The organism is Streptomyces sp. NPDC040410 (genome assembly GCF_055595715.1).
In genome coordinates this window covers 18,061-38,938 of the sequence record NZ_JBVIVK010000007.1, presented here as the reverse complement: position 1 = coordinate 38,938, position 20,878 = coordinate 18,061, and the positions used below count along the sequence as shown (strand labels likewise).

The following is a 20,878-nucleotide window of genomic DNA, read 5'->3' as shown; positions in this document are numbered from 1 at the left end:
CTTGGCGTCAGCGAGCGCCGAACCGAGCCGCGTCGAAATTGGCCGACCCCATGTTCTGGTGCGCGTTGCCCTCCAACTCCACGTCACCGGAACCGAACGCGGTGTCCATGCCGGACTGACCACCCAGGATCGCGCCCAGCGAGCCGTTCAGATCATTCGTGATCTCATCGGCATGCAGCTTGAACGAGTCGAACGCCGCCTTGCCCGCCCCGTTGAACTTCCCCTCCAACGGCTCCGCCGCCTGGACAAGCCACGTGATCAGCGTGCCCAGGTCGTCGCTGGAACCGACGGTGCTCTTCCCGAGCTCCGACAGAGTCGTCGACCCCATGTCGAACTTCATCAATCCACCCCCGTGCGTCACACACGTCTCATGACATCGAACATTCTCTCGCACAACAGATTGCGAACGCCACGCAGTTGAGCTCAATGTGGCGAGATCCATTCACACAGGGGCCGAACCACGCCAGGCGGCTGGCCCACGTCAGGTACACGGCTTCGGCCGGATCGGCTCCAGAAGGGTCCGCGCGTTCGACCACCTCCTGAACGGCGGCAGCCGCTCCCAAGTTGGACGGCATGATCCGGACGACTCCATGCCCGGACTACCCGAGCGTGCTCGCACCCGCAGCGCCCTTGAGCCGCTCCACGAACGCGGACCAGGAAGCAGCGGAGAAGACCAGCGGGCGGACCGCCGGGGTCTTGCTGTCGCGGACCGGGACCACGCCGACGTAGCCGTCGGCGACCTCGACGCAGTTGTTGGCTCCCCCGTCGCTGTAGCTCGCCTTGCGCCAGGTTGCGGTGCTGAGGTCGGGGGTGTGCTTCATGATCGGTGGCCCTCCAGTACGTCCCTGATGAACGTCAGCGAGTCCGACGGGGACAGCGCCAGATCCCGCAGCCGATCGTAGGACAACCGGTGGCGCAGGACGTCCTCCGGATCGTCCATCAGCAGGCCGCTGCTGTCACCTTCCGTGTAGGCGACGGCACTTCCGTCCTTCTGCCACAGCAGGGTCAGCGATCCCTTTCCCATGAGGTCGTGGATCCCGGCAGAGAACGGCAGCACTTGGACGACGACATGGGGCCACTGCGCGACGGTCTCGAAATGCAGCAATTGGCCCTTCCAGGTCTCCGGGCTTGCGGAAGGGCGGCGGAAGGCGAACTCGTCGATGACGAAACGGACGCTGGGCGCCGGATTCTTGCGCAGCAGAAGCTGCCGTCCCAAGCGCGCGGCCACCTGCTCCTCGGTCGCTTCGGTGTCCCGATCCTCCGTTGTCTGGGGCCCAGACAACACCTCTCGGGCGAAATCCTCGGTCTGCAGCAGCCCGGGCACGTTCGGCGTGTACACGCGCATGACCCGGGCTGTCGCCTCCAACCGCATGTACTCCTGGTACTTGTCCTTGAAGGCGTCGTACCGCGCGATCTTCCAGAGGCTGGCCAGCAGATCATCGCACCCGTAGTACCCGTCCAGGTCGTCCATGACCGTCGGCTTGGACAGCCGCTCGCCCGACTCCAGGCGGCTCAGGTAGCTCTTGTCGTACCCGGTCTCGTCGGCCAGCTGCCCCAGCGACTTCCCCGCCTTCTCCCGGAGGAACTTCAGCGTCCGCCCAAGCACGACACGCCCCGACTCCCGTTCCGTGTCAACCGATTCGCCCACGTCACCCCTCCCCGTTGCCTGGCGCCCCAGGCAACACCGACCCTCTTCCGCAGCGTACGCCGCACCTGTGACCATCAGGGCACGAACGGTGATCACCGCTCGTCACGACCCCTGACACGACAAACCCCCGCAGCCGATGCCGCTCGGCCCGGGGGCGTGGCCGACGCCTTCCGAGGAGCGCCGACATGCGTGAACGTACCGCCGGATTCATCGAATCGCTGTTGATCGCACTGGTGCGGGCACTGCTGCCCGCCCGGGGACGCCACCGAGCCGCCCCGCCCCCACCTCCGGTGACTGCACTGGTGGCCCCGGCTCCCGATGCGCCTGTACGTCGTCCCGGCGGCACCCTGGCCGACGTACGGCCCTTCGAGCACGACACCCACCTCGTGCGCCCGTACCTCCTCACCCCGCATGAGCGCTGCGAACGGAAACGCCGACACCGCTGCGCCCTCCGCCTCGCCACCTACGGCATCGACGTCGGCCCGCGCCCTATCCACGGAATGGAGGTGTCCGCGTGAGTGCCTCCGAACCGGACATCACGCTTCGCCTCCTGCCGTGGACGACCGCCGAAGGCAACCCCTGCTATCTCAGCGCCGACAGCGATCACAGCAGGCTCTCGCTGCTCGCCGACGACGTGGAAGCGGCCCAACTGCACTCTGGTGAACAGGTACTCGGCGGGGCCAGAGCCGTCCTTGCCGACGCCGACGCCGGTGAGCGCGCGGTGCGCTTCGCGCTCACGAGGGCCGTGGAATCACTGGCCGACGTCCTGCGCATCGCGGTCAGCCGAGGCGCGCGCGTACATGCGAACCAGCGGTGACACTACGCAGACGCTCACAACGGACCGCCGTACGATTCCCGGGTGGCGCGAGCCCCCCGCTCCATGGCTCAGCGCGCCGGTGGCACCACATCGCGTCGGGCGGATTCGCCCGCTATTCCCAGGCTCTGACGAGCGTGCTCGTGGAAGTTGTTGAGGGCGATCAACCATTCGTTGGCGCGCTCGTGCCATATGTCCTGGGTGATCTCTTCAGCGCCCCGGGCCGGCCGTTCCAGCTTCCACAGCCGGTCGTTGAGTTGGTGGGCGGCCTGTACGGTCGCAGCGTCGCCCAGCAACATCACCTGTTCAAAGGCGTGCGACCGATCACCCTCGGCCGCCCTCATCTCGGTGAGCAGAGACTCACGAGCCTCCGGATCGCTGCCGTCCCATTGCGGGGTGAACACCTGCTGCGTGCATCTGTAGACATGTTTGACGGCTGCGACGTAGGCGACGTAGGAGTCGAGGCGGTGCGCGTCCCAGCGGATGCGAAGGTCACGCTCGAACCGATCCCGCTCTGTCAGCCGAGTGGTGAGGTAGGACCCCGCTGCACCCGCCAGCACCGCGCCCACCGTGACCAGTTGCTCAGCAAACCCCACGTCGTCCCCCGGATACCTGTCGGCCATCGTCTGAGGACAGTGTGAGGCACCCTGCCGCGACGCCAGCGGCCCCCGGCTGGGACGCCCGGGCGGGCACCCGTCGGTGGCCCGCCCGGGCAGGCGGAAGCCGAGGGACAGCCGGTCGGCGAGGACGGGCCGGGTGAGCGGGGCAGGGCGTCCGCAAGGACGGGGACGAGCGTAGTCCCGGGATGCTGAGACCTGACTACGGTCTCGGCAACGGAACGCATCGATCCATCCGATCATGCGTACGCCCCCACCCGCAACCATCTTCCGGAGGTGTGCGATCCACCTCACGGTCTCTTTCCAGTCCTACTGAACGACCGTGATCCGGCCCGTCGCCGGCGGTGCGAGCGGGCTCGTGGCCGACGAGTTGGCCGTGAGGTACTGCTCCAGGGCCGCCAGGTCGTCCGTGCCGACGAGGTCGTTCGTGCCCTGGCCCAGGGTGGTGAAGCCGTCGCCGCCGCCCGCGAGGAAGCTGTTGGTCGCGACGCGGTAGGTGGCGGACGGGTCGATCGCGGTGCCGTTGAGCTTGACGGAGTCGGTGACCACCCGGTCCGCGCCCGTCTTCGTCAGGTCCAGCGTGTACGTCAGGCCCGACGACGGCTGAAGGATCTTCGGCGCGCTCGCGTTCGTGCCGCTCACCTGCTCCTTGAGCACCTGGATCAGCTGGGCACCCGTGAAGTCCTGGAGGTTCACGGTGTTGGAGAACGGCTGCACCGTGAAGCCCTCCGCGTATGTCACGACGCCGTCGCCCTCGGTGCCCTTCGCCGCGTAGGCCAGACCGGCCCGGACGCCGCCCGGGTTCATCAGCGCGAGGTCGGTCTCCGGGTCGAGCGACTTGCCGTGGGCGAGCTGCGCGTCGGCGATCAGGTCGCCCATCGGGGACTCGGTGCCGGTGTTCGGGATGTCGGCGGAGATGTAGCCGATCGGGCGGTTGCCGACGGGTGCCGCGAGGGTGTTCCACTTCGTGATCAGCCCGGTCATGTCCGTCGCCCTGGGGACGGTCCGGGTGACCACGTGGTTCGCCGACTTCACCGCCGTACGGGCGATGTCACCCGTCCAACGGTCGTACGTGAGCGTGGTGTCCGTGTAGAGACGGCCGAAGGCGGCGGCCGAGGTGACCGTGCGCGGCCTGCCGGACGGGTCGGCGATGGTGCACGCGTACGCCGCGTGGGTGTGGCCGGTGACCAGCGCGTCCACCGACGGCGTGATGTTCTTGGCGATGTCTGTGATCGGCCCCGAGATGCCGTCGCCTGCGCCCGGGGAGTCGCAGTCGTAGTTGTACGCCGACGACGCCGGCAGTCCGCCCTCGTGGATCAGCGCGACGATGGACCTCACGCCCTGCGCCTGCAGCACCTTGGCGTACTTGTTGATCGTCTCGACCTCGTCCTTGAACCTGAGGCCCTTGACGCCGTCCGCGGAGACGACGCCCGGCGTGTCCTCCAGGGTGACGCCGATGAAACCGATCTTGACGTCCCGCTTCTTCCACACCCAGTACGGCTTGAGGATCGGCTTCCCGGTCTTCTCGTTCAGGACGTTCGCCGCGAGGTAGGGGAAGTCCGCCCCTTCGAACTCCTCGTCCGTGTAGCAGCCTGCGGTCGGGTGGCAGCCGCCGTTCTGCAGGCGGCGCAGTTCCTTGGCGCCCTCGTCGAACTCGTGGTTGCCGACGGAGGTGACGTCCAGGTCGAGCTCGTTGAGCGCCTCGATGGTGGGCTCGTCGTGGAAGAGGCCCGAGACCAGCGGGGAGGCGCCGACCATGTCTCCGGCGGCCGCGGTGACGGAGTACGGGTTGCCCTTGCGGGCCTCGCGCAGATGCGTCGCGAGGTACTCGACACCACCCGCGTCGATCGTCTTCGTCGTGCCGTCCGCCTGGAGCTCGGTGACCCGGCCGGAGGAACCGGACGGCGGCTCGAGGTTGCCGTGCAGGTCGTTGAAGGAGAGGAGTTGGACGTCCTGGTAGCGGCCCGGCAGGTGACCGCCGCCGGAGTGCCGGTCGCTCGCGGACGCCGTCCCCGGTACCGCGGCGGCAAGCGCGCCGACGGTCGCGAGACCGGCGGCGGCGGCGAGGAGTCGGTACGTACGGCGTCTGCGGCGCTCGTGCGGCTGGGACATGGCTGGCATACGCCCCCCTTTGATTCGGCCGAAAGTCTGTGGTCCCGTCCGGCGCAGCCTAGAGTCAACGCGCGTAGCGCGACAGGGGGTTCGCGGTTACATCCTGGTTTCCCTTCGCCCCGCCCTTTGCCCCGCCCTTTGCCTCGTCCTTTGCCCCCACTTTGCGGCGCCCGCCCCTTACCCTCGTACGCATGACCAGCGACGACACCGCACGGCCGGGCATCTCCCGCTCCATCGAGACCTTGTCAGCGCTCTCTGCCGAGCAGACCGAAGCGGTGCTCGGGCTGCTATCGGAGGCCGCGCGGGTCGACGGCCAGCAGGCGGTGTCCGAACAGGGACGGCTGCAGTTGCGCGGCGGTGAGCGCGAAGGCGTGTCCCATCTCCTGCTGACGGCCGGCGGGGAACTCGTCGGTTACGCGCAGCTGGAGGACACCGATCCGGTCGAGGCGCCGGCCGCCGAACTGGTCGTTCACCCCTCGCACCGCGGGCACGGGCACGGGCGGGCGCTCGGTTCGGCCCTGCTCGCCGCGTCCGGGAAGCGGCTGCGGGTGTGGGCGCACGGCGGCCACTCCGCCGCGCGGCACCTGTCCCAGGTCCTCGGGCTCACCCTCTTCCGGGAACTGCGGCAGATGCGGCGGTCGTTGGCCGACCTCGACCTGCCCGAGCCGGTCTTCCCCGAGGGTGTGACCGTGCGCACCTTCGTCCCCGGCGCCGACGACGCGGCCTGGCTCGCCGTCAACGCCGCCGCCTTCGCCCACCATCCCGAGCAGGGGTCCCTCACCCAGCGGGACCTCGACGACCGCAAGGGGGAGCCCTGGTTCGATCCGGCGGGCTTCTTCCTCGCCTTCCGGGGTGACGAACTGGTCGGCTTCCACTGGACCAAGGTCCACGCCGAGGAACGGCTGGGCGAGGTGTACGTCCTCGGGGTGCGGCCGGGCGCGCAGGGCGGCGGGCTGGGCAAGGCCCTCACCACGGTGGGCCTGCGGCACCTCGCGGGGCAGGGGCTGCCCACCGCGATGCTGTACGTCGATGCCGACAACAAGGCGGCGGTGGCCGTGTACGAGCGGCTGGGGTTCGTGACGTACGAGACGGATCTGATGTACCGGACCGAGACGTGACGCCGACGCGGCCGCTGCCGCCGACGGTGCAGACTCCCGCGGGCCGACGTCGCTGGGGGCTGCGCCCCGGACCCCCCTTCGGCCTGAGCGGCCTCGTCCTCAAACGCCGGACGGGCTGAGAGTGCCCGACCGGCGCTTCAACGGCTCCGGACCGCACATACCCCACACCACCAGCGCCCCGGCCAGCACCATCGCCCACCGGTCGTGCGCCGCCGCCCACCTCGGGTCCTTCATGTACACGATCAGCGTCCACCGTCCCGGCACCAGCATGGTCGAGAGCACCGCCATAAGGAGCAGACCGGCCGCCACCGCCGTCCCCGGCTCCGCCTCCTGTGCGAACCGGATCGCCGCGGCGGACGCGGCCAGCGCCAGGACGAGCGTCGCGGCCGCTTCCAGGGTGATGCCGGCCGTCGGGGGCCGCACCTCCGCCGGGACCAGCAGCAGCGCGGCCGTCCACCACAGCACGGCGACCGGGGCGACCAGGGCCACCCGCAGCGCCTGACGGGCCGGCCGCCGGGCCGGTACGGCTGCCGTGGTGTGCCGGGCCGGGTCGTCCAGCAGGAACGCCAGGCCCAGCGCGAAGGAGAGGGCGGCGGCCCGCAGCAGGTTGAGCGCGAACCAGTCGTCGAGGCCGTCGGCCATGCGGGGCATCCCGGCGAGCAGCAGTCCCAGGGCACCGCCCGCCCCCAGCGCCCGCCACGGCACCGTGCGCACGACCGGGAGCGTCAGCGCCCGCCACATCTCCGACGCGCTTGTCACCCGTCGCACTTGTCCGCACCCTTCGGCACGGTGACCCCGAGCAGCCGCGCCGCCCGGCCGGTCGTCACGTCCGGGGCCGTCAGTTCGGCCCAGTGTGCCTTCACCTTCGCCGCGACCGCGTCCCGAGGCTGCTCCAACAGCTGCCGTACGACATCCGTCTGACCGGCCGTCATGGACAGGGGATCCGTCGGTGCGAGGACGATCGCCGATCCGGTCGTGCTGTCGTCGAGGCGCACGTTACGCAGGGCGGACACCGGGTCGGACTGCCATCCGAGGGCCAGCCACATGACGGTCACCATCCGGCCGTCGCACATCGCGCCGCCCGCCTTCTCGTTCCCCGCCACCAGCACAGCGGCGACGGCGACCGAGAACTCGGGGACGCGGTTGCCGCCCCACGCGGTGCCGACGCTCACCTGGTGGGGCTTGGTCAGCGGGTCGATCGCCGCGTCGCCGGAGAGGCCGTAGCGGGCCTCGACGCGCTGCCGTACGAGGAGTCGCTGCCCGTGCGCGTCGCCGCCGGCGAGGGACCGGACGTGGTCCACGACCCCGGCCCAGGTGGCGGCCCGGGGCGTCCACTCGGGGAAGGCGCAGTACGTCGACCGGCCCCGCTGGACGCAGGTCTGCGCCTTCTCCGGGGTGGCCGAGGCCCGTACGCGCGCCGCGGTGGTCGCGGCCGGGACGTCCGCCGCCTGCGCGACCGCGCCCAGCACCGTCAGTGCCAGCGCCCCGGCGAGAACCGCGCTGCCAGCCCCCTTGCGGCCGCCGCCGACCAGCACCGCGAGCAGCGCCGCCGACAGGGCGAGCCCGGCGAGGTAGACGGCGTGCCAGGCGGCGGGCCGGCCCAGCAGGTCGGACGGGAGGGTGTTGCTCGTGGATTCGCCGACCACCGGGTACAGCCACCTCGTCCAGTCGTCGGAGCCGACCGGGCTCGCGCCGAAGACGAACAGGAAGAGGAAGAAGACGACCAGGAGGGGTACCGCGAACCCCGACGGCACCAGCCGGGCGAAGAGCACTCCGACGGCCCCGAACAGCAGCACCGACAGTGGTCCCACGAGCAGTTCACCGGGCGAGCCGTGGCCGATCGCGCCGGGCTTGAGCGCCTCCCAGGTGAACTGGACCGCGACGAGCGCCGCGACGAGCACCGCGGCCGGCACGACCGACAGGGCGTGTGCCGCCGTACGCCGTCCCGGCTGGAGCACCAGCACCCCGAAGTGCCGTTCCGTGTCGCGCCGCTTGGAGCGCAGCACCGACTGGTTCACACACAGCATCACCGCGAGGGCGACCAGCAGCGGGCTGCCCTGGGTGGCGCGGTCGGCGTCCTGGAGGGCCGGGTAGCCGTCCCAGGAATCCTGGGTGCGCCACCCGATCCAGGCGGCGTACACCGCGAGGGAGAGGAGGACGGGGACACGCAGCAGCAGTTTGCGCCCCTCGAAGCGGGCGAGCGCGAACACGGCTGCCCACGACTGCCTGGGCTGCGCCGGCACGGTGGGCGGGGCCGCCTGAATGACCGCGCTCATGCCGCCACCTCCGTGCCCGCGCCGTCGAGGGTGAGCAGGTACCCGTCCTCCAGGGTGGGTTCGAGCAGTTCGGCGCCGGGGGGCGGGTCGCCCACGTTGCGGAAGGAGCCGGTGCCGGTGCGCCAGCCCGCCTTCGCGCCCGGGTCGCGTTCGGTGCTGCTCCACACCCGGCCGGCGGCCCGCGCGGTCAGCTCGGCGGGGGTGCCGTCGAAGCGGACGGTGCCGCCGGCCATGACCACGACCCGGTGGCAGAGCATCGCCACGTCCTCGGTCTGGTGCGTGGACAGCAGGACCGTGCGGCCCTCTCCCGCCCGGGCGATCAGCTCCCGGAAGCGCATGCGCTGTTCGGGGTCCAGTCCGACGGTCGGCTCGTCGAGGACGAGGAAGGCGGGGTCGCCGACGAGGGCGGCGGCCAGCGCGACCCGCTGCCGCATTCCGCCGGAGAGCTTCTTGACGCGCTTGCCGCGCACGTCGGAGAGGTCGACCTCGTCGAGGACGCGCCGTACCTCCCGGTGCCGGGCGCCCCGGTCCGTGAGCTCCTTCAGGATCGCCACGTAGTCGACGAACTCGAAGGCCGTGAAGTCCGGGTGGAAGCCGGGCGTCTGCGGCAGATAGCCGAGCCGGCGCCGCACCTCCTGCCGCCCGCGCGCCGTGCCGGGGTCGTGGCCGAGCACGGTGAAGGCCCCCCGGTCGGCGGGCACGGCCGTGGCGAGCACCCGCAACAGGGTGGTCTTTCCGGCCCCGTTGGGCCCGAGCAGCCCGGTGACGCCCTGGGTCAGCCGCAGCGACACGTCGTCGAGGGCGAGGGTGCCTCCGTAGCGGAGGCGGAGCCCGGAGGCGGAGACGGTCGGGCTCATGCGGCACTCCCGTTGAAGAGGTCGAAGCGGTCGCGTACGAAGAAGAGCAGTCCGGCGGCGAGCGCGGCGACGGCCGCGGCCACGCCCTGTCCGGCCGCGGTGAACGGTGCGAGCGTCCCCCCGCCGGCGGCCTGCTGAGCCGCCAGCAGCAGGACCGCCCAGCCCCCGCCGACGAGGGAGGGCGCGAGGACCGGACCGAGCCGCGGGGTCAGCGCGAGCGCGGTCGTGGTCAGGGCGAGCGCGGGCAGCAGCCAGGCGAGCGCGCGCAGCCCGTACCCGGGCAGGGCGAGGGTGGCGAGCCCGTCGAGTCCGAGCCCGGCGACGAGCACGGCGACCGTACGGATCATCAGCAGCCGGAAGCCGTGGATCGGCGAGACGACGGCCATCTCGTACGTCGGGTCGAGCGCGGGCCCGTACGACGCCGCGACCCCGGCGAGCGGCAGCAGCGGGGCGAGGGCGAGGAACAGCGTGGGCGAGGCGGTGGTCCGGCCGGCGTACGCCGCGGCGACGCTCATCACGAGCACCACGACGACCGCGCCCAGCCAGGAGCGGCGCAGCACCGGCGTGGCCGCGAGCAGCCGAGCCGTGTGGTCGGCGACGCCGAGCCGTACCAGCAGTGCCTCGAAGAACCCCGGACGGGGCGCGTCGAGTTCGGCGTCCAGGCGCTCCCAGCCGGCGTCGAGGGCTACGGGGTCGCCCACCTCGGCGATGACGGCCCGGCACCGCGCGCAGCCGGTGAGGTGGGTGTCGGCGGACCAGAGCACGGGGGGCGCCAACTCGCCCTGTGCGTAGGCCCGCAGGTCCTGTTCGGATACGTGCCAGGTCATGCCAGCGCCTCCCGCAGTTGCTTACGGGCCCGCATCGCCCGCGTCTCGACCGTCCCCGCCGGTATGCCGAGCAGGACGGCCGCCTCCCGGGTGGTCAGCCCGTCGATGACCGTGGCCTGCAGGACCGCCCGCAGTTCTGGCGAGAGCCGGACCAGGGCGCCGGCGAGGTCCCCGTGTTCGACCCCCGCGAGCACGCGTTCCTCCGCCGACGCCTCGTCCCGGTGCCGCAGCCGCGCCAGCGCCTGCCGCAGCCGGCCGCGCGCGCCGTCGCCGCGCAGCGCGTCGACCAGCCGTCGCGACCCGATCCGCCACAGCCATCCGGCGGCATCGCCGTCCTGGTGGTAGCGCGCGGTCCCCCGCCACACCGCCAGGAACGTCTCCTGTACGACGTCGTCGACGATCCCGGCGTCGGCGCAGCGGCCGCGCAGCCGTGCGGTCAGCCACGGCGCGAACCGCCGGTACAGCTCCTCGAAGGCGCGGCGGTCCCCGTCCGCCGCGATGGCCCGCAGCAGTTCCCCGTCGCTTCTCGTTCCGCTCACGTCTCCTCATCGGACCGGCCCCGCCGATCGGTTCACGCAACCCCGCTTGACTTTCCCGCACCCCTCGACCACCCTTTCACTACTCAATTAGTGAAAGGGTGGTTGTCCGTGCTCGCCTACCGCATCGACCGGCACAGCGGCGTGGCCACCTACCTGCAGATCGTCCAGCAGACCAAGCAGGCGCTGCGCCTCGGCCGCCTTGCGCCGGGCGACAGGCTGCCCACGGCCCGCGAGGTGGTCGAGGCCACCGCCGTCAACCCCAACACCGTCCTCAAGGCCTACCGCGAGCTGGAGCGGGAGGGCCTGGTCGAGGCCCGCCGGGGGCTCGGCACCTTCGTACGGCGCTCGCTGGGCGCCGCCCCCGCCGACTCCCCGCTGCACGGGGAGCTGGAGGCGTGGGCGGGCCGGGCGAGCGCGGCCGGGCTGGACCGGGACGACGTCGCCGCACTCTTCGCCGCCGTACTCGACAAGCACTTCGCCCTGCCGGCCACCGCGCACTCCCCTGGCGCGCCTGGGGAGAAGGACCTCCGGTCGGCGCACGGAGACGTTCCGGAGCCGCCCCCCGATATCCCGCACGCCATGTCTCCGTAACCGTTGGTTCAGACGGGCTTGCGACGCTCGGCGAATGAAGCCCGCCGTGCCAGAGCCTTCGCCGCCGCCCGATGGGATCGACGAGACCGCCGGGAACGCGGACGTCCGCGCCGCCGCAGCGCTCACTCCCGTGCTTTCCGACGCGCCCATCTCTCTCGTGGCGCGGAAGAATGGGTACATGAGCCAGTCAAACGTCCAGGCACAGGTCCAGCACGCACAGCCCTCCGTGGGCTCCATAGCCGCGCACCGCCCGCACACGGTGGCCGCCGCGGTCTCCGACCTGGAACCCGACCTCGATGCCGACCTCGACGCATACGAGGAGTCGCCGGTCGACGGGGCCCAGTTGCCGCAGGGTCGTTTCCTCGACCGGGAGCGCAGCTGGCTCGCCTTCAACGAGCGCGTCCTGGAACTCGCCGAGGACCCGAACACCCCCCTGCTCGAACGGGCCAACTTCCTCGCGATCTTCGCCAGCAACCTGGACGAGTTCTTCATGGTCCGGGTGGCCGGTCTGAAGCGCCGGATCGCCACCGGGGTCGCCACCCGGTCCGCGTCCGGCCTCCAGCCCCGTGAAGTGCTGGAGATGATCTGGGCCCGCTCGCGGGAACTCATGGCCCGGCACGCCGCCTGCTACCACGAGGACGTCGCCCCCGCCCTCGCGGAGGAGGGCATCCACCTGGTCCGCTGGAGCGAGCTGACGGAGAAGGAGCAGGCCCGCCTGTTCACCCTCTTCCGGCACCAGATCTTCCCGGTGCTGACCCCGCTGGCGGTCGACCCCGCGCACCCCTTCCCGTACATCTCGGGTCTCTCGCTCAACCTCGCGGTCGTCGTACGCAACCCGGTCACCAGCCACCGCCACTTCGCCCGCGTCAAGGTGCCGCCGCTGCTGTCCCGCTTCCTGGAGAGCTCCCCGGGCCGCTACGTCCCCATCGAGGACGTCATCGCCGCCCACCTCGAGGAGCTGTTCCCGGGCATGGAGGTGCTGGAGAGCCACGCCTTCCGGCTCACCCGCAACGAGGACCTCGAGGTCGAGGAGGACGACGCCGAGAACCTGCTCCAGGCCCTGGAGAAGGAGCTCATGCGGCGGCGCTTCGGGCCGCCGGTGCGCCTGGAGGTGGAGGAGTCGATCGACCGCGAGGTCCTCGACCTGCTGGTGCGGGAGCTGAAGATCAGTGAGGCCGAGGTGTACCCGCTGCCGGGTCCCCTGGACCTCACGGGCCTCTTCCGCATCCACAGCCTCGACCGGCCCGAGCTGAAGTACCGGAAGTTCATCGCCGGCACCCACCGCGACCTCGCCGAGGTCGAGTCGGCCTCCGCGCCCGACATCTTCGCGGCCCTGCGCAGCCGTGACGTGCTGCTGCACCACCCGTACGACTCGTTCTCCACCTCCGTGCAGGCGTTCCTGGAGCAGGCGGCCGCCGACCCCGACGTGCTGGCGATCAAGCAGACCCTTTACCGGACCTCCGGCGACTCCCCGATCGTCGACGCGCTCATCGACGCCGCCGAGTCCGGCAAGCAGGTCCTGGTCCTGGTCGAGATCAAGGCCCGCTTCGACGAACACGCCAACATCAAGTGGGCGCGCAAGCTGGAGGAGGCCGGCTGCCATGTCGTCTACGGCCTCGTGGGCCTGAAGACCCACTGCAAGCTGTCCCTGGTGGTGCGTCAGGAAGGTGACACGCTGCGGCGCTACTGCCACGTCGGCACGGGCAACTACCACCCGAAGACGGCCCGCCTCTACGAGGACCTCGGCCTGCTGACGGCGGACCCGCAGGTCGGCGCCGACCTCTCCGACCTGTTCAACCGGCTCTCCGGCTACTCGCGCCGCGAGACCTACCGCCGTCTCCTCGTCGCCCCCAAGTCCCTGCGGGACGGTCTGGTCTCGCGGATCAACAAGGAGGCCCAGCACCACCGTGCCGGCCGGCCCGCCTTCATCCGCATCAAGGTCAACTCGATGGTGGACGAGGCGGTCATCGACGCCCTGTACGGCGCGTCCCAGGCGGGCGTGCCGGTCGACGTCTGGGTGCGCGGCATCTGTGCGGTGCGCCCGGGCGTGACGGGCCTGTCGGAGAACATCCAGGTCCGCTCGGTCCTCGGCCGCTTCCTCGAACACTCCCGTGTGTTCGCCTTCGGCAACGGCGGTGAGCCCGAGGTGTGGATCGGCAGCGCCGACATGATGCACCGCAACCTCGACCGCCGTATCGAGGCCATGGTCAGGGTCACCGACCCGGCCCACCGAGCCGCACTCAACCGGCTCCTCGAGACCGGTATGTCCGACGCCACCGCCTCCTGGCGCCTCGGCCCGGACGGGGAGTGGACCCGGCACGCGACCGACGCGGACGGCCAGCCCCTGCGCAACGTCCAGGAGATGCTCATAGACGCCCGGAGGCGCCGGCGTGGCACAGCGACACCTTGACCCGACGGACTCCACGGCCGGGCCCGCGACCGGGGACGCCCTCGCGGGCTACCTGCGGGCCCAGGCGACGGAGTTCCTCCGAGCCCTGCGGCTGCACCGGGAGACCGGCGGTGGCCAAGGGGGCCCCCTCGCTCGATCGGAGTCGAGGGCGGGGGAGAACGGCTCGGAGGAGTCCGTCGACGCGGCCCGCGCCCTGCGCCGCTCGGTCCGCCGCATCAGCGGCAGCCTGCACACGTTCCGCCCCTTGCTGGACACCGGCTGGTCGGAGTCCCTGCGCCCCGAACTCGCCTGGCTGTCGGGGACCTTGTCGATGGAGCACGCCTACGGGGCCCGCCTGGAGCGGCTGCTGCTGGCACTGCACCGGCTGTCAGGGGCCACGGCGTTCCCGGCCCAGACCGCAGGCGCCGGTGCGGTGCGTGTGCAGGCCGCACCTGACAACGCCGGTCCGGCGGCCGGACCGCCCCCGCTCGAACGCGGCAACCTCACCATCGGCGCCGCGAAAGCGGGAGCCCTGCTCGAACGCCAGCTCACGCTCGCCCGGACCCGGGCCCATTCCACCGCCCTCCAGGCCCTCGGCTCCTCCCGCTTCCACGCGGTCGCCGACACGATCGCTTTACTGGCCAGCGAGGTCCCCCTCACCCCCAACGCGCCCACCACCGACCTGCACCCCTTCGCGGCCGCCGCAGCGGAGCGGCTCACCGACGCCGTCGCCGCCCTCCCCCTGGTCACCGCCGGCAGCCCGTACAACGCGGAGGCCCTGGTCCACGGCCTGTCGCCGGACCCGGCCCCGCACCCCCAGGACGCCCCCTGGCACCAGGTCCGCCTGCTGCTGCGACTGCATCGCTACGCATGCGAGGCCCAGGAGGGCGACAGGGGACCCGTGGACGTACGGCTGCCGGCCTCGGGCCAGGCTCTCGACCGGCACCGGGACGCCTCGGAGGCCGCGGCCGCGGCGGCGTCCGCGGCCCGCACCCCACGTATCGCGCCGGCGACGGCGTACGCGCTGGGCGTGCTCCACGCCGACCAGCGGCACGAGGTGGAAGCGGCCAGGTTCGCGTTCCAGCAGTCGTGGCAGAAGCGGACCGTCGGTACTCCATGACCCTCTGAGACCTCTGACCCAGGAGGCGGTGACCCCCGTGACCCCCACGAACGGCACCATCGTCCAGGCCGCGGGCTGCGTCCTGTGGCGTCGTTCCCCGGCCGACGGCGAGGTGGAGATCTGCCTCGTTCACCGGCCGAAATACGACGACTGGTCGCATCCCAAGGGCAAGCTGAAGCGCGGTGAGGACCCGCTCGGGGGCGCGGTCCGCGAGGTGGCGGAAGAGACGGGCTACACCGCCGTGCCGGGCGCCCGGCTGCCGACCATGCACTATCTGGCCAACGGCCGCCCCAAGCATGTCCACTACTGGGCGGCCGAGGCCGTCTCGGGCGGTTTCACCCCGAACGACGAGGTGGACCGCATCCTCTGGCTCTCCCCCTGGGCCGCCCGCAACCGCCTGACCCAGCCGAGGGACCGCCCCCTGGTGAACGCCCTGCTGCAGGCACTGCGCCTGGCATAGTTCCGGGATCGCCTCGTGTCCTCGACGTGAGCGTTCCGTGACCTAACCGCACCGACCGCAGGGGTTCACCCGCCGTTCACTTCCGTCCATAGGCGCCTTCACCTGATCTGCCTAATTTCGGCCTTACGCGGTGCGGGACACACCTCGGGAACGAGCCCGCATCACCCAGTCTTCGCACGCCGCCGGTTCAGGACGGCGGCTCCTGGAAGGAACTCCCTCAAGTGAAGCTTCAGCGCATGAACCGGCGGGCCCTCACCCTCGGTGCTCTCGCCGTCTCCGGCGCCCTGGCCCTCACGGCGTGCGGCTCCGACGACACCGGCGGCGGCAGCGGCAGCAGTGCCTCGGCGACCACGGGTGCGAGCGCGATCAAGTGCGACGACGCCAAGGGCCAGCTGCTCGCCGACGGCTCCTCCGCGCAGAAGAACGCGATCGACGCCTGGGTCAAGCAGTTCACCGCCGCCTGCCAGGGCGTGCAGATCAACTACAAGGGCGGCGGCTCCGGCGCCGGCGTCACCGCGTTCACGCAGGGCCAGGTCGCCTTCGCCGGCTCCGACTCCGCGCTGAAGCCCGAAGAGGTCACCGCGTCCAAGAAGGTCTGCTCCGGCGGTCAGGGCATCGACCTTCCGATGGTCGGCGGCCCCATCGCCGTCGGCTTCAACGTCTCGGGCGTCGACAACCTGGTCCTGGACGCGCCGACCATCGCCAAGATCTTCAACAACGAGATCACCAACTGGAACGACGCGGCGATCAAGAAGCTGAACCCCGACGCGAAGCTTCCCGACCTCAAGATCCAGGCGTTCCACCGCTCGGACGAGTCCGGCACCACGGACAACTTCACCAAGTACCTGATCGCCACCGCCAAGAGCGACTTCCCGTACGAGGGCGGCAAGGCCTGGCAGGCCAAGGGCGGCCAGTCCGCGTCGGGTTCCTCCGGTGTGGCCCAGCAGGTCAAGGAGACCAACGGCGCCATCGGCTACTTCGAGCTGTCCTACGTCGGTGACAACGTCAAGGCCGCCAGCATCGACACCGGCGCCAGCGCCCCGGTCGAGGCCACCATCGACAACGCCACCAAGGCCATCGCGGACGCCAAGGTCGTCGGCACCGGCAAGGACCTCTCGCTGGAGCTGAACTACTCGACCAAGGCCGAGGGTGCCTACCCGATGGTCCTGGTCACCTACGAGATCGTCTGCGACAAGGGCAACAAGTCCGACAGCCTGGCCGCCACGAAGGCGTTCCTGCGCTACATCGCCTCCGAGGACGGCCAGCAGATCCTCGCCGACAACAAGTACGCCCCCATCCCCGACGACATCATCGCCAAGGTCCGCACCACCATCGAGGGCCTGAGCTGATCCGAGTGCGGTCCGGTCCCCCGCGGACCGGGCCGCACCGTCCGGTGCACCGCCGCCAGGAGCCGCCGCAGACCGCGGACGGCTCCACAGGGCCGTACAGCGCGTACGGCTCCGCAGACCGGAGAACCCGATGGACATAACCACGAAGAACACCCAAGCCTCTCCCCCCGCTCCCCAGCCGGCCGTGACCGCGCAGCAGCGTGCGGCCGGCGGCGCCACCCGACCCGGTGACCGGATCTTCCTCGGTCTCTCCCGCGGGTCGGGCATCCTCCTGTTGGTGATCATGGCCGCGATCGCGGTCTTCCTCACCTATCGCGCGTCGCTCGCGATCAGCAACGACGAGGCCAACTTCCTCACCGCCTTCGAGTGGAACGCCACCGCCGTCCCGCCCAGGTTCGGCATCGCCGTCCTGGCCTTCGGCACGGTGGTCTCCTCGGTCATCGCCATGGTCATCGCCGTCCCGATCGCGGTCGCCATCGCCCTGTTCCTCACGCACTACGCCCCGCGCAGGCTGAGCGGCCCCATCGCCTACGTGATCGACCTGCTCGCCGCCGTGCCGTCCATCGTCTACGGCCTGTGGGGCGCGCTGATCCTCGTACCGCACATGACCGGCCTCTTCGGCTGGCTGGACGAGTACCTCGGCTGGACCGGCGTCTTCTCCTGGGAGGGCGGCGCCCCCCGGTCGATGCTCACCGTCGGCATCCTGCTCGCGATCATGATCCTGCCGATCATCACCAACGTGAGCCGCGAGGTGTTCCGCCAGGTCCCGCAGATGCACGAGGAGGCGGCCCTGGCGCTGGGCGCCACCCGCTGGGAAGTGGTCCGCATGGCGGTCCTTCCCTTCGGCCGCTCCGGCGTGATCTCCGCCTCGATGCTCGGCCTCGGCCGCGCGCTCGGCGAGACGATGGCCGTGGCCACCGTGCTCTCCCCGACCTTCGACATCCAGGCCAGCCTGCTCAACCCGGGCGGCGGCACCTTCGCCCAGAACATCGCCAGCAAGTTCGGTGAGGCGACGGAGCAGGGCCGTGACGCGCTCATCGCCTCCGGTCTGGTCCTGTTCGTCATCACCCTGCTGGTCAACGGCGCGGCCCGCGCGATCATCGCCCGCCGCAAGGAGTACTCGGGGGCCAACGCATGAGCCACGCCGTCATCGACAAGCGCCCCAGCACGCTGCGCGGCGCCGGCCTCCCCAAGTGGTCCCCGTACGCCATCGGCGCCGGCTCCGTCGCCGCAGCGATCGGCATCGGCCTGGCCGCCGGGCTCCACAGCAAGATCCAGTGGGGCCTGATCGCCGCGCTCCTGTTCGTCCTCGGCACGTACGGCATCGCCGCCCGCGTCGAAGGCCGCCGCCAGGCCAAGGACCGCATCGCGACCTCGTTCGTCTGGGTCGCCTTCGTACTCGCCGTGGTGCCGCTGGTCTCCCTGGTCTGGGTGACCGTCTCCCGCGGTGTGAAGGTCCTCGACGTCTACTTCCTGACCCACTCGATGGGTGTGGTCGCCGACTCCGAGCCCGGCGGCGGCATCTACGCCGCCATCCTCGGCAGCCTCGAGCAGGTCGGCCTCGCCACGCTGATCGCGGCACCGATCGGTGTGCTGACCGCGATCTACCTGGTGGAGTACGGCCGGGGCGGCCTCGCCCGGGCCATCACCTTCTTCGTCGACGTGATGACCGGTATCCCGTCGATCGTCGCCGGTCTGTTCATCCTCAGCCTGATGCTGATCTTCGAGATGCAGCCCTTCGGCTTCGCCGGCTCGCTGGCCCTGGCCATCCTGATGATGCCGGTCGTGGTCCGCTCCACGGAGGAGATGCTCAAGCTCGTACCGAACGAGCTGCGCGAGGCCTCCCTGGCGCTCGGCGTGCCGAAGTGGCGCACCATCCTGAAGGTGGTCCTGCCGACCTCCATCGGCGGCATCACCACCGGCATCATGCTGGCGATCGCCCGTATCGCGGGCGAGACCGCGCCGGTGCTGCTGCTGGTGTGGGGAAACCCGTTCATCAACGCCAACCCCTTCGAGGGTGCGCAGGCGTCGCTGCCGTTGTACATCTACCAGCAGTACGCGAACAGCGCGGGCTCGGGCGCGGCCTACGACCGGGCCTGGGCGGCGTCGCTGACGCTGATCGCCTTCGTGATGATCCTGAACCTGGTGGCCCGAGGCATCGCCCGCTGGAAGGCCCCGAAGACCGGTCGCTAGCGCGCGGCCAATCAGCGACCGATCTGAATTTCTGGAAGTGACGGAATCATGGCCAAGCGAATCGACGTAAGCGGCCTCACCGCCTACTACGGCTCCCACAAGGCGATCGAAGACATCTCGATGACCGTCGAGCCCCGCTCGGTGACGGCGTTCATCGGCCCCTCCGGCTGCGGCAAGTCGACGTTCCTGCGCACGCTCAACCGTATGCACGAGGTCACCCCCGGCGGCCGTGTCGAGGGCAAGGTGCTCCTGGACGACGAGGACCTCTACGGCGCCGGCATAGACCCGGTGTCCGTCCGCCGCGAGGTCGGCATGGTGTTCCAGCGCCCCAACCCGTTCCCCACGATGTCGATCTTCGACAACGTGGCCGCGGGCCTGCGGCTCAACGGCAGCTACAAGAAGAACCAGCTGGCGGACGTCGTCGAGAAGTCCCTGAAGGGCGCGAACCTCTGGAACGAGGTCAAGGACCGTCTGAACAAGCCCGGCTCGGGCCTGTCCGGCGGTCAGCAGCAGCGGCTGTGCATCGCCCGTGCCATCGCGGTGGAACCGAAGGTCCTGCTCATGGACGAGCCGTGCTCCGCCCTGGACCCGATCTCCACCCTAGCCATCGAGGACCTGATCGGCGAGCTGAAGGAGCGCTTCACGATCGTCATCGTGACGCACAACATGCAGCAGGCCGCCCGTGTCTCCGACCGCACGGCCTTCTTCAACCTGGCGGCGGTCGGGCAGCCCGGCAGGCTGATCGAGATCGACGACACGGAGCGCATCTTCTCCAACCCGGCGGTCCAGGCGACGGAGGACTACATCTCCGGCCGGTTCGGCTGAGCCGACGCCCGCACAGAGCCCCTCGCGGTGCTGCATGGCGGTGCCACCGCGAGGAACAAGCGGGCCCGCCCCCGGGAAACCGGGGGCGGGCCCGCTTCTTACGGTGCCTCTTCAGGCGGCCGAGCCCCCTGGGACGACAGGGCCTAGAGGAACGCCAGATCAATGACCCCGAACGCGCAGGCCGCCACGATCGCAGCCGCCGGCATCGTGATGAACCACCCCATCACGATGTTCTTGGCAACCCCCCACCGCACGGCATTCACGCGCTTCGTCGCCCCGACACCCATGATCGCGGAGGTGATGACGTGGGTCGTGGAGATCGGAGCCTTGAAGAGAAACGCCGTGGCGAACATGATCGACGCCCCCGTCGTCTCCGCGGCGAACCCCTGCGGCGGGTCCAGCTCGATGATCTTCCGCCCCAGCGTCCGCATGATCCGCCAGCCACCCGCGTACGTGCCGAGCGACAGCATCACCGCACAGACGATCTTCACCCAGACCGGGATCGGGTCCCCGTAGTCCTCGACATCGGCGATGACCAGCGCCATCACCACGATGCCCATCGTCTTCTGCGCGTCCTGCAGACCGTGCCCGAGCGCCATTCCGGCCGCCGACACCGTCTGCGCTATCCGGAAGCCGCGCTTGGCCTTGTGCGGATTGGACCGCCGGAAGATCCACAGGATCGCCGTCATGACCAGGTAGCCGACGACCAGGCCGACCACCGGTGACACGAACATCGGGATGACGACCTTCTCCAGCACCCCGGACCAGTAGACGGTCGTACCACCGGCGAGCGCCGCCCCGACCATGCCGCCGAACAACGCGTGCGAGGAGGACGAGGGCAGGCCGAAGTACCAGGTGATCAGATTCCAGGTGATCGCACCGACCAGCGCGGCGAAGAGGATCCCCATCCCCTTCGAGCCCTCGGGTGTCTGGATCAGGCCCTCGCTGACGGTCTTGGCGACCCCGGAGCCCAGGAACGCACCCGCGAGGTTCATCACGGCGGCCATCGCCAGCGCCGCCTTCGGCGTCAGCGCGCGCGTCGACACGGAGGTGGCGATCGCGTTGGCCGAGTCGTGGAAACCGTTCGTGTACGTGAAGAAGAGCGCGACCCCGATGGTCACGACCAGAGCCAGGTTGTCCATG

At 70.6% G+C, this 20,878-nt stretch carries 22 protein-coding genes; 11 read left to right on the top strand and 11 right to left on the bottom strand.

Going from position 1 to position 20,878, the window contains the following annotated elements; translation table 11 throughout:
- Positions 1 to 7: 7 nt before the first annotated feature.
- From ACZ562_RS16435 to ACZ562_RS16425, 3 genes are all read right to left on the bottom strand, one after another.
- Positions 8 to 340 carry a hypothetical protein gene (locus tag ACZ562_RS16435; protein WP_471178956.1) on the bottom strand — a complete coding sequence of 111 codons (333 nt, stop codon included), beginning with the start codon at positions 338 to 340 and terminating at the stop codon, positions 8 to 10.
- A 259-nt stretch (positions 341 to 599) separates the two neighbouring features.
- Complete coding sequence (locus ACZ562_RS16430; protein ID WP_471178953.1) at positions 600 to 821, bottom strand: DUF397 domain-containing protein; 222 nt, start codon at positions 819 to 821, stop codon at positions 600 to 602.
- Entirely contained in the window at positions 818 to 1,648 is an 831-nt protein-coding gene (locus tag ACZ562_RS16425) for a helix-turn-helix domain-containing protein (protein WP_471178951.1), read from the bottom strand. Before ACZ562_RS16425 ends, ACZ562_RS16430 begins: the two co-directional genes overlap by 4 nt.
- A gap of 185 nt (positions 1,649 to 1,833) precedes the next feature.
- Between ACZ562_RS16425 and ACZ562_RS16420 the strand changes: the two genes are divergently transcribed.
- Together ACZ562_RS16420 and ACZ562_RS16415 are read left to right on the top strand one after the other, a co-directional pair.
- Complete coding sequence (locus tag ACZ562_RS16420) at positions 1,834 to 2,166, top strand: hypothetical protein (RefSeq protein ID WP_471178948.1); 333 nt, start codon at positions 1,834 to 1,836, stop codon at positions 2,164 to 2,166.
- A complete protein-coding gene (locus tag ACZ562_RS16415) occupies positions 2,163 to 2,465 on the top strand; it encodes a hypothetical protein (protein WP_471178946.1) in 303 nt (100 codons plus the stop codon). Before ACZ562_RS16420 ends, ACZ562_RS16415 begins: the two co-directional genes overlap by 4 nt.
- A 68-nt stretch (positions 2,466 to 2,533) precedes the next feature.
- Here ACZ562_RS16415 and ACZ562_RS16410 read toward each other — a convergent pair whose 3' ends face one another.
- Positions 2,534 to 3,085, bottom strand: coding sequence for a hypothetical protein (locus ACZ562_RS16410; RefSeq protein WP_471178943.1), 552 nt, complete (start codon positions 3,083 to 3,085; stop codon positions 2,534 to 2,536).
- 303 nt (positions 3,086 to 3,388) lie between these two features.
- Positions 3,389 to 5,200, bottom strand: coding sequence for a bifunctional metallophosphatase/5'-nucleotidase (locus ACZ562_RS16405; RefSeq protein ID WP_471178940.1), 1,812 nt, complete (start codon positions 5,198 to 5,200; stop codon positions 3,389 to 3,391).
- Positions 5,201 to 5,382: 182 nt separating this feature from the next.
- Between ACZ562_RS16405 and mshD the strand changes: the two genes are divergently transcribed.
- Positions 5,383 to 6,309 carry a mycothiol synthase gene (gene mshD, locus ACZ562_RS16400; RefSeq protein ID WP_471178937.1) on the top strand — a complete coding sequence of 309 codons (927 nt, stop codon included), beginning with the start codon at positions 5,383 to 5,385 and terminating at the stop codon, positions 6,307 to 6,309.
- A 99-nt stretch (positions 6,310 to 6,408) separates the two neighbouring features.
- Here mshD and ACZ562_RS16395 read toward each other — a convergent pair whose 3' ends face one another.
- The 5 genes from ACZ562_RS16395 to ACZ562_RS16375 are packed head-to-tail and all read right to left on the bottom strand — an operon-like array spanning position 6,409 to position 10,808.
- Positions 6,409 to 7,077: an ABC transporter gene (locus ACZ562_RS16395; protein WP_471178934.1), complete on the bottom strand. Its 669-nt coding sequence runs from the start codon at positions 7,075 to 7,077 to the stop codon at positions 6,409 to 6,411.
- On the bottom strand, positions 7,065 to 8,585 hold the full coding sequence (locus ACZ562_RS16390; protein WP_471178931.1) for an ABC transporter permease: 1,521 nt from the start codon (positions 8,583 to 8,585) through the stop codon (positions 7,065 to 7,067). Before ACZ562_RS16390 ends, ACZ562_RS16395 begins: the two co-directional genes overlap by 13 nt.
- On the bottom strand, positions 8,582 to 9,442 hold the full coding sequence (locus ACZ562_RS16385) for an ABC transporter ATP-binding protein (protein WP_471178928.1): 861 nt from the start codon (positions 9,440 to 9,442) through the stop codon (positions 8,582 to 8,584). The genes ACZ562_RS16390 and ACZ562_RS16385 overlap by 4 nt, the downstream gene beginning before the upstream one ends.
- Complete coding sequence (locus tag ACZ562_RS16380) at positions 9,439 to 10,269, bottom strand: cupin domain-containing protein (protein WP_471178925.1); 831 nt, start codon at positions 10,267 to 10,269, stop codon at positions 9,439 to 9,441. The genes ACZ562_RS16385 and ACZ562_RS16380 overlap by 4 nt, the downstream gene beginning before the upstream one ends.
- Complete coding sequence (locus tag ACZ562_RS16375) at positions 10,266 to 10,808, bottom strand: RNA polymerase sigma factor (RefSeq protein WP_471178922.1); 543 nt, start codon at positions 10,806 to 10,808, stop codon at positions 10,266 to 10,268. The genes ACZ562_RS16380 and ACZ562_RS16375 overlap by 4 nt, the downstream gene beginning before the upstream one ends.
- A gap of 108 nt (positions 10,809 to 10,916) precedes the next feature.
- On the opposite strand from ACZ562_RS16375, the gene ACZ562_RS16370 reads away from it, so the two are divergent.
- From ACZ562_RS16370 to pstB, 8 genes are all read left to right on the top strand, one after another.
- A complete protein-coding gene (locus ACZ562_RS16370) occupies positions 10,917 to 11,399 on the top strand; it encodes a GntR family transcriptional regulator (protein ID WP_471178919.1) in 483 nt (160 codons plus the stop codon).
- 178 nt (positions 11,400 to 11,577) lie between these two features.
- Complete coding sequence (locus tag ACZ562_RS16365) at positions 11,578 to 13,809, top strand: RNA degradosome polyphosphate kinase (RefSeq protein ID WP_471178916.1); 2,232 nt, start codon at positions 11,578 to 11,580, stop codon at positions 13,807 to 13,809.
- Entirely contained in the window at positions 13,790 to 14,908 is a 1,119-nt protein-coding gene (locus ACZ562_RS16360; RefSeq protein WP_471178914.1) for a CHAD domain-containing protein, read from the top strand. Before ACZ562_RS16365 ends, ACZ562_RS16360 begins: the two co-directional genes overlap by 20 nt.
- 37 nt (positions 14,909 to 14,945) lie before the next feature.
- The gene (locus tag ACZ562_RS16355) at positions 14,946 to 15,368 is read left to right on the top strand and encodes an NUDIX hydrolase (protein WP_471178911.1); all 423 of its coding nucleotides are present in this window, start codon (positions 14,946 to 14,948) and stop codon (positions 15,366 to 15,368) included.
- 221 nt (positions 15,369 to 15,589) lie between these two features.
- Entirely contained in the window at positions 15,590 to 16,717 is a 1,128-nt protein-coding gene (gene pstS / locus ACZ562_RS16350) for a phosphate ABC transporter substrate-binding protein PstS (RefSeq protein ID WP_471178908.1), read from the top strand.
- Positions 16,718 to 16,847: 130 nt separating this feature from the next.
- On the top strand, positions 16,848 to 17,855 hold the full coding sequence (gene pstC / locus ACZ562_RS16345) for a phosphate ABC transporter permease subunit PstC (RefSeq protein WP_471178905.1): 1,008 nt from the start codon (positions 16,848 to 16,850) through the stop codon (positions 17,853 to 17,855).
- Positions 17,852 to 18,910: a phosphate ABC transporter permease PstA gene (gene pstA / locus ACZ562_RS16340; protein ID WP_471178902.1), complete on the top strand. Its 1,059-nt coding sequence runs from the start codon at positions 17,852 to 17,854 to the stop codon at positions 18,908 to 18,910. Before pstC ends, pstA begins: the two co-directional genes overlap by 4 nt.
- A gap of 48 nt (positions 18,911 to 18,958) precedes the next feature.
- Positions 18,959 to 19,735 (top strand): phosphate ABC transporter ATP-binding protein PstB, encoded by a 777-nt coding sequence (gene pstB, locus ACZ562_RS16335; RefSeq protein ID WP_471178899.1) that lies wholly within the window; start codon positions 18,959 to 18,961, stop codon positions 19,733 to 19,735.
- A gap of 143 nt (positions 19,736 to 19,878) precedes the next feature.
- Here the strand turns inward: pstB and ACZ562_RS16330 are convergent, their stop codons facing one another.
- Positions 19,879 to 20,877: an inorganic phosphate transporter gene (locus tag ACZ562_RS16330; protein ID WP_471178896.1), complete on the bottom strand. Its 999-nt coding sequence runs from the start codon at positions 20,875 to 20,877 to the stop codon at positions 19,879 to 19,881.
- Position 20,878 lies beyond the last annotated feature (1 nt).